This window comes from Pseudomonas sp. NPDC087817, assembly GCF_044742875.1.
Taxonomy (GTDB): domain Bacteria; phylum Pseudomonadota; class Gammaproteobacteria; order Pseudomonadales; family Pseudomonadaceae; genus Aquipseudomonas.
The window spans coordinates 1-16642 of the sequence record NZ_JBIUVJ010000052.1; the positions used below are offsets into that span (position 1 = coordinate 1).

12 protein-coding genes and 1 pseudogene are annotated in these 16642 nt (G+C 56.1%); 6 read left to right on the forward strand and 7 right to left on the reverse strand.

What is annotated here, in order from left to right; translation table 11 throughout:
* Window positions 1-92: alanine-zipper protein (locus ACIONG_RS23635; RefSeq protein WP_401303079.1), on the forward strand; the 92-nt coding region annotated here is incomplete at its 5' end.
* 122 nt (window positions 93-214) lie between these two features.
* Here ACIONG_RS23635 and ACIONG_RS23640 read toward each other — a convergent pair.
* The 3 genes from ACIONG_RS23640 to ACIONG_RS23650 form a co-directional block, all read right to left on the reverse strand.
* Window positions 215-1186, reverse strand: a complete 972-nt coding sequence (locus ACIONG_RS23640; RefSeq protein ID WP_103304731.1) for a L,D-transpeptidase family protein — start codon at window positions 1184-1186, stop codon at window positions 215-217.
* 150 nt (window positions 1187-1336) lie between these two features.
* Window positions 1337-1630 carry a hypothetical protein gene (locus ACIONG_RS23645; protein ID WP_007908575.1) on the reverse strand — a complete coding sequence of 98 codons (294 nt, stop codon included), beginning with the start codon at window positions 1628-1630 and terminating at the stop codon, window positions 1337-1339.
* 57 nt (window positions 1631-1687) lie between these two features.
* On the reverse strand, window positions 1688-2293 hold the full coding sequence (locus tag ACIONG_RS23650; RefSeq protein ID WP_401303034.1) for an arylesterase: 606 nt from the start codon (window positions 2291-2293) through the stop codon (window positions 1688-1690).
* A gap of 10 nt (window positions 2294-2303) precedes the next feature.
* On the opposite strand from ACIONG_RS23650, the gene ACIONG_RS23655 reads away from it, so the two are divergent.
* The 3 genes and pseudogenes from ACIONG_RS23655 to ACIONG_RS23665 form a co-directional block, all read left to right on the forward strand.
* Window positions 2304-2987 carry an ABC transporter ATP-binding protein gene (locus tag ACIONG_RS23655; RefSeq protein WP_401303036.1) on the forward strand — a complete coding sequence of 228 codons (684 nt, stop codon included), beginning with the start codon at window positions 2304-2306 and terminating at the stop codon, window positions 2985-2987.
* A complete protein-coding gene (locus ACIONG_RS23660) occupies window positions 2987-5491 on the forward strand; it encodes an ABC transporter permease (protein WP_401303038.1) in 2505 nt (834 codons plus the stop codon). Before ACIONG_RS23655 ends, ACIONG_RS23660 begins: the two co-directional genes overlap by 1 nt.
* 34 nt (window positions 5492-5525) lie before the next feature.
* A pseudogene (locus ACIONG_RS23665) lies at window positions 5526-5696 on the forward strand (transcription elongation factor GreB); the annotation flags it as partial.
* Between the two features lie 400 nt (window positions 5697-6096).
* Here ACIONG_RS23665 and ACIONG_RS23670 read toward each other — a convergent pair.
* Entirely contained in the window at window positions 6097-7419 is a 1323-nt protein-coding gene (locus tag ACIONG_RS23670) for a hypothetical protein (RefSeq protein WP_401303040.1), read from the reverse strand.
* 281 nt (window positions 7420-7700) lie between these two features.
* Between ACIONG_RS23670 and ACIONG_RS23675 the strand changes: the two genes are divergently transcribed.
* Window positions 7701-9872: an ATP-dependent nuclease gene (locus ACIONG_RS23675; protein ID WP_401303042.1), complete on the forward strand. Its 2172-nt coding sequence runs from the start codon at window positions 7701-7703 to the stop codon at window positions 9870-9872.
* Window positions 9869-11869, forward strand: a complete 2001-nt coding sequence (locus ACIONG_RS23680; RefSeq protein WP_401303044.1) for a UvrD-helicase domain-containing protein — start codon at window positions 9869-9871, stop codon at window positions 11867-11869. Before ACIONG_RS23675 ends, ACIONG_RS23680 begins: the two co-directional genes overlap by 4 nt.
* A gap of 127 nt (window positions 11870-11996) precedes the next feature.
* On the opposite strand, the gene ACIONG_RS23685 is transcribed toward ACIONG_RS23680, so the two are convergent.
* From ACIONG_RS23685 to ACIONG_RS23695, 3 genes are all read right to left on the reverse strand, one after another.
* Window positions 11997-12806: a hypothetical protein gene (locus tag ACIONG_RS23685; RefSeq protein ID WP_401303046.1), complete on the reverse strand. Its 810-nt coding sequence runs from the start codon at window positions 12804-12806 to the stop codon at window positions 11997-11999.
* A gap of 123 nt (window positions 12807-12929) precedes the next feature.
* Window positions 12930-15149 (reverse strand): hypothetical protein, encoded by a 2220-nt coding sequence (locus ACIONG_RS23690; protein ID WP_401303048.1) that lies wholly within the window; start codon window positions 15147-15149, stop codon window positions 12930-12932.
* A gap of 218 nt (window positions 15150-15367) precedes the next feature.
* On the reverse strand, window positions 15368-16576 hold the full coding sequence (locus tag ACIONG_RS23695) for a HEPN domain-containing protein (protein ID WP_401303050.1): 1209 nt from the start codon (window positions 16574-16576) through the stop codon (window positions 15368-15370).
* Window positions 16577-16642: the final 66 nt, after the last annotated feature.

Sequence of the window (16642 nt, forward strand, 5' to 3'; positions counted from 1 at the left end):
AAGCTCTGGCTGCTGCTCAAAAAGCACAACAGACTGCTGACGAAGCTAACGAGCGTGCTCTGCGCATGCTGGACAAAGCTAGCCGCAAGTAATAATCCCTCGGGATTGTTATCAAGCCGACCCATTTTTTGGGTCGGCTTTTTTATGCGCGATGCTTTTGTCCGGGCATTAAAAAACCCGCCGATGCTGACACCGGCGGGTTTTGTTTCTCAGCTTACTGCTGCAGGTCGATCGGTGCGCTCGAGACAATCGGCGCCGAGGTGCCCGGCGTGCCGATTTCCGTTGGCAGGCCATCCTCGGCCGCAACCACGTCACGCACCACGTCCCAGTTCATGCGCAGGTTGTTGGTGATGTCCTCACGCTTGAGCATCGCGTTGATCACCGCGGTGTGCTTGTCGACTACCGAAGGGTTGCCCTTGTCGTCGATCGGCGTGTGCGCTTCCAGATAGACCTTGCCGCCACTGCGCCCGAACTTGTAAGCATCGTTGAGGATGCGCACCGAGGTACCGACCGGCACCATGCCGGCCATCTCCAGCACGTTGTTGTTGAACATGCGGAAGCAGCCGTGGCTGGTGCGCATGCCGATGCCGAACTTCTTGTTCGAACCGTGGATCAGGTAGCCCGGCGTGCCGAGGGTGAACTTGAACGGCCCCAGCGGATTGTCGGGACCGGCCGGCACCACGTTCGGCAGCGGATCACCGTCGGCGGCGTGTTCAGCCTTGATCGAGGCTGGCGGAGTCCAGGTCGGGTTCGGTGTCTTGGCGGTGATCGAGGTGTGCGCAATCGGCGAACCCCACCCTTCACGACCGATACCCAGCGGGAAGGTGTACACCACGTTCCGGCCTTTCGGGAAATAGTAGAGGCGGTATTCGGCAAGGTTGATCACGATGCCTTCGCGCGGGCCCGGCGGCAGAATGAAGCGCGTCGGCAGAACGATTTCGGTGCCGGCACCGGGCAACCAGGCATCGACGCCCGGGTTGGCCGCGACCATTTCCGAATAGCCCAGATCGTACTTTGTGCCCAGGTCGGCGAAGGTGTCTTCGTACTTGGCTTTGATCACCTGCACCTGGCCGATGATGTCTTCACCGGGTGGTGGCAGGGGAAACTCCAATGCAGCAACGGGACCGGCCACACACAGGGCGGCAAGTGACAGGCAGCGGGTGACGGCAGGAAAGCGCGGCAACATCCGGAAAATCCTTCGCATGATCAACAAGGGTATAAGAGCGCGATTGTACACCGCACTTTGAATATTCGGGGAGACACGCCGATGGGCAGCCAGAACTCTTCATGCAGGAGCTACCGCAGGCTCGGGCCGCGATCGGACGATCTTTTGATCTTAAAGCTCGAATCGCAACTCAGGCCAGATCGGCGACGTGCCGCGCTTCTGCGACTCCAGAATCGCCCGGCACAGCGAGCACAGGCGCTGATCCTGAAACACCCGGCGATCCACGCTCGACCAGCGCGGCTGCGCCGGCAGCAGACTGCCGCAGAGGGTGCGATCGGCCGAGCCGCCGAGTTCGAGTTGACGGGTCACCAGATGCACCCGCACTTCCTGGCAGGCGAACAGATCCAGCTGCTCGTCAGGCTCGATCAGTTGGTAGGCAAACAGGGACCAGGCAGAACGCGACATCGGGGGCTCCAAATAAGGGGGCGCCACATTAGCCGAAAGCCTGCCCTTAGAAAAGCCTCATAACAGCGGTTTTAGCGTCGGCCAGACATTTTCCAGCAACTTGCCCTGAGCCCCGGCCGCCGGGTGCAGACCATCGGCCTGCATCAAGTCCGGATGACCGCCCACGCCGTCGAGGAAAAACGGCACCAGCGGGATCTTTTTGTCGTTGGCGAGTTTGCCGTAGACCTCGGCGAAGGCGTCGGTGTAGCGCTTGCCATAGTTGGGCGGCAATTGCATGCCGAGCAACAGTACCTTGGCGCCGCTCTGGCGGGAGCTGTCGATCATCGCCGCAAGGTTTTGTTGCAATTGAGCTGGCGGCATTCCGCGCAGGCCGTCGTTGCCGCCCAATTCGAGGATCACCAGTTCCGGCTTATGCTCTGCAAGCAGCGCCGGCAGCCGCGCCTGGCCTCCGGCACTGGTGTCGCCACTGATGGAGGCATTGACCACTTTGTCGTCAAAACCCTCCTTCTTGAGCCGTTGTTCGAGCAACGACACCCATCCCAAGCGGGTATCCAGTCCGAAACCGGCGCTGATACTATCGCCAACGATCAGGACAGTACCCGCCGCTGCGTTCTGGGCCATGCACGTCAAGGCCAGGCCAGCACTCAAAAACCACACACGCATCGGATTCTCCATGGGCGCAAGCATTCTCACCGCGACGAACCTCAGCAAAGTGGTTCCCAGCGCGGAAGGTGAACTGACTATCCTGCACGAACTCAGCCTGGAACTGAACAAGGGCGACAGCCTGGCCATCGTCGGCGCGTCCGGTTCCGGCAAATCCACCCTCCTCGGCCTGCTCGCCGGCCTCGACCTGCCCAGCAGCGGCGAAGTCACCCTCGCTGGCCAGAGCCTGAGCAACCTCGATGAAGATCAGCGCGCACGTATCCGTGCCGAGCATGTCGGTTTTGTCTTTCAGTCGTTCCAGTTGCTCGACAGTCTTAACGCTTTGGAAAACGTCATGCTGCCGCTGGAACTCGATGGCCGCAAAGACGCCCGCGAGCGTGCCACCGAATTGCTCCAGCGCGTCGGCCTTGGCCAGCGCCTGACGCATTCGCCGCGCCAGCTCTCCGGCGGCGAGCAGCAACGTGTGGCGATTGCCCGTGCGTTTGCCGCCGAGCCTGACGTGCTGTTCGCCGACGAGCCCACCGGCAATCTCGACAGCCATACCGGCGAGCGCATCAGCGACTTGCTGTTCGAGTTGAACAAGGAACGCGGCACCACCCTGGTGCTGGTGACCCACGACGAACGCCTGGCTCATCGCTGCCGGCGCCTGATCCGTCTTGAAGCCGGGCTGTTGGTCGCCCCTCTGGAGCCTTGATGGCACGTCTGCCGCTGTTGCGCCTGTTCAGTCTCGCCATTCGCCAACTGCTGCGCGACGCCCGCGCCGGGGAATTGCGGGTGTTGTTCTTCGCGTTGGTCGTGGCGGTGGCGGCGAGCACTGCCATCGGTTACTTCGGCGCCCGCCTCAACGGCGCGATGATGCTGCGCGCAACCGAGTTTCTCGGCGCCGATCTGGTGCTGGAAGGCAGCTCGCCGGCCCGTGACGAGCAGATCAGGAGTGGCACCGAGCTGCGCCTGAAGCATGCGCAAGTGGTGGAATTCTCCAGCGTCATCGCCACCGACAATGGCATTCAGTTGTCGAGCATCAAAGCCGTCGACCGTGCCTATCCATTGCGCGGCGAACTTAAAAGTGCGCCAGCGCCCTTTGCCGCAGAACAATCCGGCGGTGAACCACATCCCGGCGAAGCCTGGGTCGAAGCCCGCCTGCTGACGGCGCTGGATCTGAAGATCGGCGACAGCATCGATGTCGGCATGAAGACGTTGAAACTGACTCGCGTGCTGACTTATGAACCGGATCGCGCCGGCAACTTCTATAGCCTGACACCCCGGGTGATGATCAATCTCGATGACCTTGCCGCCACCGGCGTGGTGCAGCCCGGCAGCCGCGTGAGTTTTCGCGAACTGTGGCGTGGCGAACCACAGGCGCTGGAAACCTATCGGCAATTGATCAAACCGGGTCTGGCGGCGAACCAGCGAATTCAGGATGCCCGCGACGGCAATCGGCAGATTGGCGGCGCGTTGGGGAAGGCTGAGCGCTATCTGAACATGGCCAGTCTGGTCGCGGTTCTGTTGGCCGGTGTGGCCGTGGCGTTGTCGGCGAATCGTTTTGCCAGTCGGCGTTTCGACGCCAGTGCCTTGTTGCGTTGCCTTGGTTTGTCACGCCGGGAAACCATGCTGCTGTTCAGTGTGCAACTGACCGTGCTGGGGCTGTTCGCCGCACTCAGTGGCGCGTTGCTCGGCTGGCTGGCACAACTGGGATTGTTCGCGCTGCTGCATGATCTGCTGCCCAGCGATGTTCCACCGGGTGGTGTGTTTCCGGCGATTGCCGGGATCGGCACCGGGCTGGTGGCCCTGGCAGGTTTCGCCCTGCCGCCGCTCGCCGCGCTGGGTCGGGTACCGCCGTTGCGCGTATTGCGTCGGGACATGCTACCGATTCCATCGAGCACCTGGATGGTTTACGGCGCCGCGTTGGGCGCGCTGGGTCTGATCATGTGGCGCTTGAGTCTTGATCTGCTGCTGACGTTTGCCCTGCTCGGTGGCGGTGTCGTCGCGGCGGTCATCCTCGGCGGGCTGCTGCTGTTGTTGCTGAACAGTTTGCGCCGCCTGTTGGCCCGCGCTTCGCTGCCATGGCGTCTGGGTCTTGGCCAACTGTTGCGCCATCCATTGGCGGCCGCCGGGCAATCGTTGGCGTTTGGTCTGATTCTATTGTCGATGGCGTTGATCGCCCTGCTGCGCGGCGAATTGCTCGACACCTGGCAAAACCAGTTGCCGAAAAACGCGCCGAACTACTTCGCCCTGAACATCCTGCCGGCGGACAAACAGGCGTTCACCGATCATCTGATCAAGGTATCGGCGCAAGCGGCGCCGCTGTACCCGGTGGTTCCGGGGCGACTGATCAGCATCAACGGCGAACCGGTGCAGCAAATCGTCAGCAAGGATTCGGCAGGCGACCGTGCGGTACAGCGCGACTTGAGTCTGACCTGGGCGGCGGATTTGCCGGCGGGCAACAAGCTCACTGCCGGCCAATGGTGGCAAGATCAGCCAACCGACGATGTGCCGGGCGTTTCGGTGGAAGGCAAAGTAGCGGAAAGCCTCAAGCTCAAGCTCGGCGATCACATGGTGTTCAGTGTTGGCGGCGTCAATCGTGAAGCGAAGGTCACCAGCCTGCGCGAGATCAACTGGGACAACTTCCAGCCGAACTTCTTCATGATCTTCCAGCCCGGCACCTTGAAGGATCTGCCGACAACCTACTTGACCAGTTTCTATCTGGCGCCCGGTCATGATCAGCAGATTGTCGAGCTGTCGCGGGCCTTCCCGGCGGTGACCATTCTTCAGGTCGAGGCGCTGCTCGAACAGCTGCGCAGCATCCTCGCTCAGGTCACTCTGGCGGTGGAATATGTATTGTTGTTTGTTTTGGCGGCCGGCATGGCGGTGCTGTTTTCCGGCTTGCAGGCAACGCTGGATGAACGCATTCGCCAGGGCGCGCTGTTGCGGGCACTCGGCGCCGAGCGCAGGTTGCTGGTCAAGGCCCGACGCATCGAGTTCGGCCTGCTCGGCGCGGTCAGCGGTTTGCTTGCGGCCATCGGTTCGGAAGTCGTGAGTCTGGTGCTGTATCGCTACGCGTTCGACCTGCCGTGGCACCCGCATCCGTGGCTGCTGGTGCTGCCGCTGATTGGCGCGGCGCTGATTGGTGGCGCCGGTGTGTTCGGCACGCGTCGGGCACTCAACGCAAGTCCGCTGACAGTGTTGCGCGAGGGTTGATAGACTCCAGCCGTCTTAATCACAAGAAGTTGCCATGAGCCGTTATCGCCCTCCCCGCACCGCTGGCACCGCGCTGATCACCCCTGAAGGTGAAGCGCGGATGCGTGCTGAATTCCATGAGTTGTGGCATGTGCGTCGTCCGCAAGTGACGCAGTCGGTCAGCGAGGCGGCGGCTCAGGGCGATCGCTCGGAAAACGCCGAGTATAAGCAAGCACCGCACCTTCCATACTATCCCCAACGAAGCCCTTTAAAAACGGGCATCTCGCAATAGTATTAATACTCAGAAAAACATACTATTTTGAGTACGAAAAATTTTACGTCTCATCACAATATTTTTCTCATATCACGCTTCCTGCACCTCAGCAGCGCAAGAACGATTGATGTACGTCCCCAGATCAATCCCAAAAACGATCACAAATCGCCTTCTCAGCCGTCCTCGTATGCTTTTCGAATGCCGAGACTGCCGCCAGCTCAAACGATCATCGGCATCGATCACAAATAGACCCGACCATATTGCCAACCAAAATTGCGCGATGAAAGTCGTCTACCACCATAACTAGGAGGTAGACGGCTGATTTTTCAGGCTGCAGGGCCTACTTAGTGGCTTAACCTTCAATGATCGCGATCGCGATTTCCAGATCCTTCAACAGGTCTCTGCGCGGCTTGCACTCAATATACCCATCGATAACGATCTCACGAACACGTTTCAGGGCGGAGATTTGATCCGACACCGTGGGATACACGGAAGGCTCCCCACCATAGTAGGTCTCGTAGAAGCCCGCTTCACGATCACTCTCCCGGTACTCCGAAAACATCCAGTTTTCTAGAGTCGAGCACCATGTGCGGATCTTGTCATACGCCTTGAAGGGCATATGCGAGATCATCAGGCACTGAAGTTCTGCCCCAACCCGCTTGTGATCTGCCTGGCTCAATGGCGTCTCTGGACGCCAGAGCAGTGGGTACCCGGCTTTTCGGTGATACTCGACAGCACCTTTGCTAAAGCCATAAGTGGTACCAGGCCGAGCACGGCGAGCTACACCACTCGCCTTCCTAGCAGGGCTGATTAACCGAGCATTGTAGGGCTCGGAAACACCAAGCCACTCTTGTTCACCAGAAGGCACCACCGCGATTGGCGAAAGTCCTTCCAAGGTCTCGGTGACCTTGCTTAGCAAGTTCGCTGCCGGAGAGATCAGATGTGGTACCGCATTGTCCGGATAGTACAAACCCGACCATGCTGGCTTAGTAAGGTGCAGAGACTTTGCTGTGATCCAAGCGGCGCGCTTCTCGACCATCGATAACTCATTCACGTGCCCATAAGGTTCATCCAACGCTACCCACATGCCCGACGCCGAGTCGATCCACAGAGAGGCGTGATCTTTCGATGGAAAACCCGCAAGCAGCTCAAGCGCCTGCCTTTGCTTCTGGGAGGTTGCCGGGCGCAGTCCAGTCACCTCCATGAACTGCAAAGTCAGCGCTGCTCGCACCAGGAGCTCCCAAGCCCGAGCTTGGCTGCTCGCGTTGGAGATCATTTCGAGGTGATCCAGCGCTTCTTGCCGGAATCCTTCAAGGTTACGGGCGTAACTTGTCTGATGCTTCGACACAATGGTGTTCAGCGGACGAGGCAGAAAGACCTCCAGCGTTTCACAACCCGCCGAACGAGGTTTGGTGTCCGTGTCCCGCCAATAAGCGGAGAGGAAGACTGAGTGCCGGCTTTGGTGCACTGCCGTTTCTGGCAATACTTCCCCTGATGCGAGCATATGTTGTGCCTGGTAGTAATCGCGATAGCCGAGTTCGCGTGCAACGATGTCAAGCGCCTCAACATGCTTTTGACCAGGCAGACAAATTTTCTTGGCTCGTTTCTTGATGCCCTGGATTGTCTTCGGCAGGGTATCGCTGACGCGCTCGGGGAGCGAGGATTGTGTGCTCATAATTTTCTCCAACCCCATAATCAACGCCACCCGCCTACGTCTAACTGGGGCCGCAAAAAAATCATGGCCTAGGAGATCGTGCTGATACAGGTAGTGCCCTTTCGAGCTTTCACTGACGGGTGAGGTACGCCTACCTTGCGCAACTCAGAGACTATCGAGACAGCCGCAAATTTGCAATGCGTACACCGGAATTTCAGCGATAGGCAAATAGCCTGCACAGTTTCCACTACTATTCGTTGACCAGCCTATGCACCACAAGCCTCTGGGATAGGAACACACGGATGTATTTGTCAGCACTGAAGGTTCAGAATTTCCGTCAGCTCGGCGCCGACCCGAACAGCTTTATCATCGAATTCAACAAGGGCGTTACTGCGTTGGTAGGAGAAAACGACGCGGGTAAATCTTCGGTCATCGATGCTCTGCGATTCGTCCTCCAGACGCGTGACGGAGAGTACGTACGCTTGCAGCCCGAAGACTTCCACATTCCTGATGAAGGGCCTCAGGCGAGTCAGATTACGATAGTGGCAAAGTTTGCAGATTTGTCTGTCGCGGATCTGGGCGCGCTGTCGGAGTACGTCACGTTCAACGGTGCTGATGCGGTCGTTTACATTCATTGGACAGCACGAAGACTCTCGGACGACGTCCTCGCACGTCGCTGGGTTGATATTGCTGTCCGCAGTGGCAATAGCGGTGGAGGCCCAAGCATCGATGCCAACGTTCGCCAACTGCTAGCTGCTGCATACCTGCGCCCCCTTCGCGATGCCACACGGGAAATGTCTCCAGGGCGTGGATCACGCCTCTCACAAGTGCTCAAAAACTTTCCCAGCATCAAGGACGGGATTGGCTTCGATGTCGACCAGCCGCTTGCAAACCCTGAATCGCTGAGCCTCGCTGGATTGGCTGGGTATCTACGGCATTTTGTGAACATGCATCCAGGTGTGGCCTCCGCCCAGGATTCGGTTAACGACAACTACCTGTCCCACCTTTCGCTGGAAGGTGATGAGCTACATGGACGGATCAATTTCGTTGAGGGGAGCTCCGAGTCTGCTCGCCTAAGACAGATCCTAGAACGCATGGAACTGAGCCTGCTCGATCAAGGATCACGAGAGGCTCGTGGAGAGTACGGACTGGGCTCTAACAATCTTTTGTTCATGGCCTGTGAGCTACTTCTGCTTGGGAAGGAGCCCGACGGACTGCCGTTATTGCTTATCGAGGAGCCCGAGGCCCATCTTCATCCACAGCGACAATTACGTCTGATGGAGTTTTTGAGTGCGGCAGCAACGCCCAGACTCGCCTCTCCCTCAGTCGCTCAACCGACGGTGGCCGATGAGCGAGTGGAAGACTCACTGCCATGGAACGAAGGCTCCGCAGCTCCGTCAGCTCTCTCCTCTGACAATCGTGAAGCGGCTGCAGATGAGGTCAACCAGGAAGGCGAAACGCGCCCCGTGCAAGTCATCCTTACCACCCATAGTCCCAACCTCAGCTCCAAGATTGCCCTAGACAATCTAGTGCTCATGCACGGTCGCAAGGCGTACTCGCTCGGCAGGCAACACACGAAGCTGGATGAGGGGGACTATCGATTCCTCGCCCGTTTCCTAGACGTGACCAAGGCAAATTTGTTTTTCGCACGTGGTGTCCTCGTCGTCGAGGGAGATGCTGAAGCCATCCTGTTGCCAACTCTGGCGAAGCTGCTCAATCGAGATTTGACCCGCCATGGCGTCTCAGTGGTGAATGTCGGGGGTGTCGGTCTCGGTCGCTATGCTCGGATCCTTCAACGTGCGCACCCAGAACACGGCATTTTGAACATTCCAGTAGGCTGCATTTCGGACATGGACGTCATGCCGGATTGCGCACCACAAATTTTGGGCTTGGTCGAAAATGATGACGACCCGAAGTGGGAGCTTGGACGCCGAAAATGGCGAGCGACCCGCGACTTCGGAACTGATGATGAAACTCGGCTTCAACGTTTGGTTGAGCGCAGCAACTCGCGCAAAGCGAACGACGCGCAGAACGTACAAACGTTCGTGGCGGGACGATGGACATTGGAATACGACCTGGCCTTCTGCGGCATGGCACGTGAACTTCTGGTCGCCGCACGATTGGCTGCGAAGGATGATGCAATTCATGCCGCTCGGGAAACACATGATCAGGTGATTGAACTGGCCATGGCCGAATATGAGTGCCTTTCAAGCTCGGGCATGTCGGCTGAGCAAATAAGTTCAACCATCTATGCCCTGTTCCACCGCAAGGTAGCCTCCAAGGCGATCACCGCTCAGTACCTCGTGGACATTTTGGAGCAGCGCTATCAAAGGATAGTAGTGAGTCCTGAACGCTTGGAGGAACGGCTTCCCGGCTACCTCGTTGAGGCGATCACTTACGTGACCTCCCGCTTAGAAACAACGCCCAATCAGCACCACCCCTCGCAACAGCAAACGCAGAGACTGATGCCATGATCGCGTTCCGCGACCTAGTGTCCGAAATCACTGACGAGGATATCGAGTGGGTCTCAGGGTTTATGAAGCTGGAGGGCCTGGACGAGCAGCGCCTGGCATTCCTTCGATCGCAGGAAACGCTCGACGTGTCGGCATGCCCAGGAAGCGGAAAAACCACCCTGGTCGTAGCCAAGCTCGCAATCCTTGCCCGTAAATGGAAAAGCCGCACGCGTGGGATTTGCGTTTTGTCTCACACCAACGTCGCTCGCCACGAAATCGAGCAACGCTTGGGAAACACCGAGGTTGGCCGTCGGCTGCTGAGTTACCCTCACTACATCGACACGATTCATGGTTTTGTCAGGCGCTTCCTCGCCACACCTTGGCTCCTCTCCTCTCAATACCGTTTCACTGCGATCGATGATGAGCTGACCCACCGAATGCGGTTCAGGTCTTTGTCAGCGGAGGACAAGGGGTTCCTGAGAAGTTTCTTGGCCCATAGAACGTTCGACACCTCATTGCTGCGTCTAGCCAGCGCAGACTTTGCCAACCCTCGCATCAAGGTGGCCAAAGGTAACCTCCCCTGCGGGCCAGATACTCAAAGCTACCAAATCATGGCAAAGGCAGTCGTCGACACGGCCAAGCGCGGTTACTTTTGTTACGACGAGATCTTCGTATTAGGCAGTGCTCAGCTAGCTGCACGACCAGGCGTAGCAGAGGGTTTGAGGTACCGCTTTCCATGCGTCTTCATCGACGAGATGCAGGATACGTCGGCGATGCAGAACGAGTACCTTAGCGCCGTTTTCCCCCGTGAAAATTCGGGAATATGTGTGATACGAGTTGGCGACTCCAATCAGGCGATTTTTGAGTCGGACGCCCACACCAGTGGTAGTGACTTCCCGGATCGAGGCCGAGCAGTCGACATATCCAGCAGCTTTCGCTTCGATGAGTCGATTGCCAGATTGGCAAATCCCTTTGCGCTCAATGCCGTCGCAGGCAGGCTCTCAGGGCGGCGCAACGTAGGCGAGCAAGGGCCGCTTCACCACACCATTTTTGTTTTTCCTGATGGGGACTGTAGCGCTGTACTGGATGCTTATGCTCGACTCGCATTCCAACAGCTTCCCGTGTCTCTACACGACAAGGCGATAGTCACTGCCGTTGGCTACACCCATAAAGACATCGACCCCGACGACACTGATCAGATGCACTTTCCAAAAACGGTCGGACACTACTGGGACGGTTATGATCGCGATGCAGGTGTAGTAGCGTACCGCCCACCAACATTGATTGAGCGTGTTCGCCAAGCTAAGCGTGGTCTCGTCAAGAGCGATACTGCTCACCACAGCGTCGAAGAGATCGCTAAGGGCCTTCTTCACCTGGTAAACCTCTCCAATCTCAACACCAAAATCAAAGTGGGAAGCCGTCAGCACGTCCAAGTTCAACAGCTGTTTGCCGACCTGAACGACTTGGCTTGCTACCAACAGCTGGTGGTCGATCTGCTCTTCGCATCAAATACCATCAGTGTCGACAACTGGGCATCCTTCGCACAGCGCTTTTGGGCTTTGGCATCAATCCTTGCTGGAGTGCATGAACAACCCAAGGCAGCGCAGGGCTACCTTGCTTGGGTACCGGAAGGTATGGAGGCTCTGCAGGAGGGGGCTGTACAGCGTGCAGTGAATACCTTCCGAAGCGCTCAAGACCATGGAGTGTTGGACATCAAGCTCGGCTCTATTCATTCGAGCAAGGGGCAGACCCATACTGCGACGCTCGTTCTCGAAACCTATAACTACGGGCACTTCATTGCTAGCCTGTTACCTTGGGCTGCTGGGCGAAAAAGCCATGGGGGTGTCAGGCCCCAAAAAAGGATTAGTCAGCGCTTGCTTGCCATGTATGTGGCGATGACCCGCCCAACTCACCTGCTGTGCTTGGCTATAAGTAGGCGGACGCTTGGCGAGGGAGAAGAGTTCGAGGCCAACTGCGTGCAGCTTCGCGAGCAGGGTTGGGAAATTCAGCATCTGTAGATATTACAAGATCGCCATTCATCCATAACCTACCATGTCGCAGTGCAGCCCTATGCTTTGCTCCATTTGCCAGGCTGCTCTGCTTCTAGTACATCCACATACTGTACACATCAGGCTGGACTTGCAGTCAGGCTTTTTTCACCTGCCGCTGCCGCTGCCTAAACCGCTTGATGAAGTCGGCATCCACCAGCTCGTCAACAGCCAAATCAAGTCCACAGTTCACGAGCGACGCCAAGCTTCCATCAGTGAGCGCGAAGCTGTTAGGTATGAAGCCGCACTCCCGCACGCGGTTGTCATCGATACGAGCCAAGAACGCTTTTATAAAATCTGAGCGGCCCGACTTCCGGCTTGCAGTGGCGGCTTCCGTGGCCGGATCGTTGGCAGTGACCTCGGCCATTTCGGCATCGCTACCGATAGCCTGGATCACATCGCTCAATGGAGGCCAATACTTGAAATCGTACTGGTTTTGGATGCGATCCAGCTCTTCCTTCACGTAGCTCTCGTAGCGGTAATTGTGCTCCGACGCTTCATGCACAATGTCCAGGATGTGGTGTTGGGTATTGGAACCAAAGCCTGAGTAGTTATGAAGCTCATCACGCCTATCCAGCAGCGCTGCCAGTTGATCGGCGAGCTCACTGATTCGAGCGTTGACCCCTATCAGTTCCTCACGTGCCCGACGGGCACGTCGGTTCTTCTCTGGGTTCCAGCCATCAGCGGAATGGACGAAAACATCCCAGAATATATAAAGGCCTCGTGGCGTTTGGGCCAACATGGCGTGCACTTCTTCATATACCTCTACCAGCTCAATGCGGCGCTTGAGCATGCTATCAATGATGCTCTGGACGTTCGGCCAAATCCCCTTGGCTTGAAGATCTTCCATCATATTGCGCAGAAGGGCTTCGCAATGCTGAACAGCTTGGGTGGGTGCGTGGGACACTCGGGTATACCTGTTTGGAGAAAGAGCACATAGGCTATCGCCTCTCACGAGCGCGCTCGGTACCTATTGGAAATTCTTTCCAGCCCCAATAGGTACGTGCCCAGCGCTCGACAGTTCGGCTGATCACTCGATGCCTTTGCTCCGCTTTGCATAGAAGTCCTTTACCTCATCCCAGGTCATTCTAATGGCAATGTTCCGTGCTGATGTCTCATCAAGAAGATAAACCTCCACGTCAGGATCCGTGATAGGTGAGAGGAATTTGCCGATTCCCATCATCCGACCAGTCCCCACCGTACCGTCCTGGTTAAAAATTACTGCAGGGCGATGATCTCCCGCGTCGAACAACGCCCTCACCCCAGACTTCAGCCACTCCCAATCGACAGTCATGGGAAACGCTGGGCTAACGGTGTGAAGAACAACAGGAACGATTGAATCGATCCCTTTTACAAGTGTGCCGGGAAACGCCCTGAGCAGCTTAAGGCCTGGAATCTCATCGAGCACTGCATCCAACCGCACGCCGTCGACGTCGCCCTGCGCGTCCAGACAAGAAGCTAAATACGGGGCCAGGTATTCTTCGAAATCGCGATATTCCGCAGACTCTAAAAGCTGACCTTGGCTACCCTTCATCTGCAGAATCGCCCCTTTCAGGACGCGCCGAATTAACAAGGCTGCCTCGTGAGGTCGATCAGGAGGAAAGCGATTAATGCTTCCTTCCTCAGACAATCTGAACAGCATTGCTTCCCGCAAACCCAGATCAAAACACGCCTGGTGGAACGGATGTCGATCACTGATCAGATCCGTCCGCACCCAATTCGCAAGATCCTCCGTGGCCTGGAGCCTCCTAGACGGATCATTGGACAACATGGGTATAGGCGTGACGATTTCTTCCGTCACGTCATACATCTGCTTCATTTCGATCGCATAACGCAGCGCCTCCAACTGCGCCCACTCAACCATCGGCTCAATTCTCGCTGCATGCTCTTTGTCAGGAGCTGCATTGAAGGCGGCTAGGGCGAGATCACCCAGCGCCCGGCCAACAAGGAAGGCATCACTGCACTTGATTGCCCCCCCTAGGAACGGCACTCCTGCCGACAAGTTCTCTACCAATGGCATCGCCACGACAGGATCTGTCCAGTCGAGTTGGTTTTGGCTCATATAGGGCATGTACCAGTTCCGCACAGCCGGGTTACAGACGAACTCGCGCGCGTGTTGTCCGAGACTACCCCAGAACTCGAACCTGGTAGGCACCCCTCTCAGACGATATTGCCGAGCCTTCATTTGCCAACAAAAGTCTCCGCTGAACTCAGGCTCAAACTGCTCCTTCAGAATCGGGTAGGCTGCGTTGGCAAGGTCGTAGATTGTGGCAGGCGTCTGACCCGCAATGTCGGCCTTGCAGCTGTCCAGAAACAAAGAAGCCTCAGAATCACGCTGTGGCAACCCGTGCTCCTTGCACCAGGCGTACATTGAGTAGGGGTCGATGGCGCACAGCGTGATGCACCACCGCCCTCGCCCGTAGCCATTGACGTCTCGCCACAGCATCATGAAACCGTGTGATCCTGCCCTGTCGCCTGCACGAGCAATGATATCCATTGCGGTGATCACTAAACGTGGCGGCAGTCGTTCGTCAGCGCCATTCCCCTCTGCCTGTCCACCATCATTTTCATCGCCCTCGTCGTCGATGGCATCCGCCGATTTTTCGACCAGATACAGATCGATCGAGGGCAATGCCTCCGGTGGCAGCCTCACGCTACCGGTGAGATGCCAAGCTTCGGGCAGATGGGCCTGCAGCGCGAATGAGGACTCAGTAGACACCAGTTTGAGCGCCAAGCATTGCTTGCCCGACCATGCATTCATGCTACCAACTGCGTGTGTCAGAAGCGTCGACCAGTCTGCAGCCACCACGACAAAACAAATATCGAAATTACCCAGGAATGGCAGCAGGTTCCGCAGTTCCTGTTCATAACCTGCAAGCTCGGTAACGGTCTGCCGCTCAGTCTCACTGGCTCGTTTGACCTCAAAAACCACGAGGGTCTTCGACTCGGGATTGAAACAGAGAATGTCGGGGCGCAGCACTTCCCCGGTAGTGAGCGAAATGCTGGTGTTAATCGATATGATCTCCAGCAATCCAAGGCGCCCCAGTACATGCCCAGCAGCCTCCGCTGAAGCGCGTCGAGAGATGTAATCAATACCAAAGGATGGAATGAAAAAATCCTGCCCGACCGCATCGGTAATCGAGGTGATGACTTCCTGCCCCTGGATGGCTTCAAGCAGCATGTCATTTTCGATGACCCCTTGCAGCCAGGTCACCACTTCAGATTCAGGAGGCAACTTTGGTCTGGACATGATCCTTCCTTTGAATTTTCGAGCGCCAATTTGGGCCTCCTGCGAGTACAACGGTGCGATGGCAGTAATGTGGCTCCAGCTATATCACCGACGAATTCATCCTAGCAAAGCTCTCAGGATTTCGTACTCGCAAAGGTACAGAAGGGATTTGGGTGACCAGAGAAGAGCTCATATCAGCGAAAAGACCCGCGAGATTTTTTACCTCACGAGCCTGATCATCACTGCACTTCGCTGTCTAAGTTGAAATAATCTCTTTGCAGATTTTCCCTTCGATTGAAACGATCATCAATAACTGGATACTTGATTGCCTCAAACTCATCTGACGTAAAGCCAATCTCAGCGAGCAAATAAAGATCCACCAGAAGCTCAACCTTAAAAATCAAAAACAACAACTCTTTCTCATCGGAATTATGTTTCAACTCTTCATTATAGTGAGTAAAGTAATTTCGGGTATCGCGTATTACAAAGTGAAGATTTTCGATCCGCTCAGCCCCGCCAACCTGGGTGAGAATGGCATGGTACGCTTCACCATCGATCACATCCTTTACCCGCTCAACAAACGATATTTTTTTATTGTGAAATTTTCTGTTAAAACACTCCACGGCCTGGGCAGCCATTAAAAATCTCACCGTACTTTCTAGCTTGATAAGCCTATCAAGGAAGTATAGCTTAAAGATAGCAGGCGCTTTGTTATAGAGCCCTATCCAGCGCGTGAACTTATCCTGTAAATCAGACACTTTATAGTTGAAAAGATTGCTATTACTTTCAACATTCCCGGGGTAGAACGCAGGCTTGTAATGGAGTTCGTACTCGACACCTTCCGCATCACGAAAAGTTATATCTCCGTGTCGTAACGCTGACCGACAGGCAAACGACAGAAAGGTGACTAAATAATGAACGGCATCTTGATAGTATTTTAATCCCTGCGGGACTTCCCCCTTGAACACTGCCACCGTTACTCTCTTGCCAGCCACCATATCGTGATGGGAGTTTAACTCAATCTTTGTCGCTTCGTCATACTTCAACTCAAAGGCCAGCCTTAAATGCGGCGGGATGTATTTCTGACTGGCATGGTAGCTACTTTCATAAAACCACGATTCACAATCCAATCTGACACTAAAGGTAGTAATGGAGAGCGAGTCAATACTTTTAATATGGCGATCCCCCACAACCATCAAACTCGGGAACAGCTCAGACTTCTTTGACCCTCCGATCGAAGCGTGTGTTTTTAACTTATAACTCACGTCGAGCAAAGAATAGCGACGCCCCTGCTCATCTTCACCGAGCAGGTAATTTTCACGTATATTATACCCCTCACTGAAGATATCGTCTGCCCTCAATAAAGAACCACCATCTTCATAAATGTGCAGTTGCGCATCAATTGGAGAGCCTTCGTTATGCTTTCCAAAAAAACTACCGTTTACCACCTATTCCAAAGTGAATGTCCTTATTTCTGGTGTGAGTGTTTAGTCGACTCGGATTTGACCCGCTCG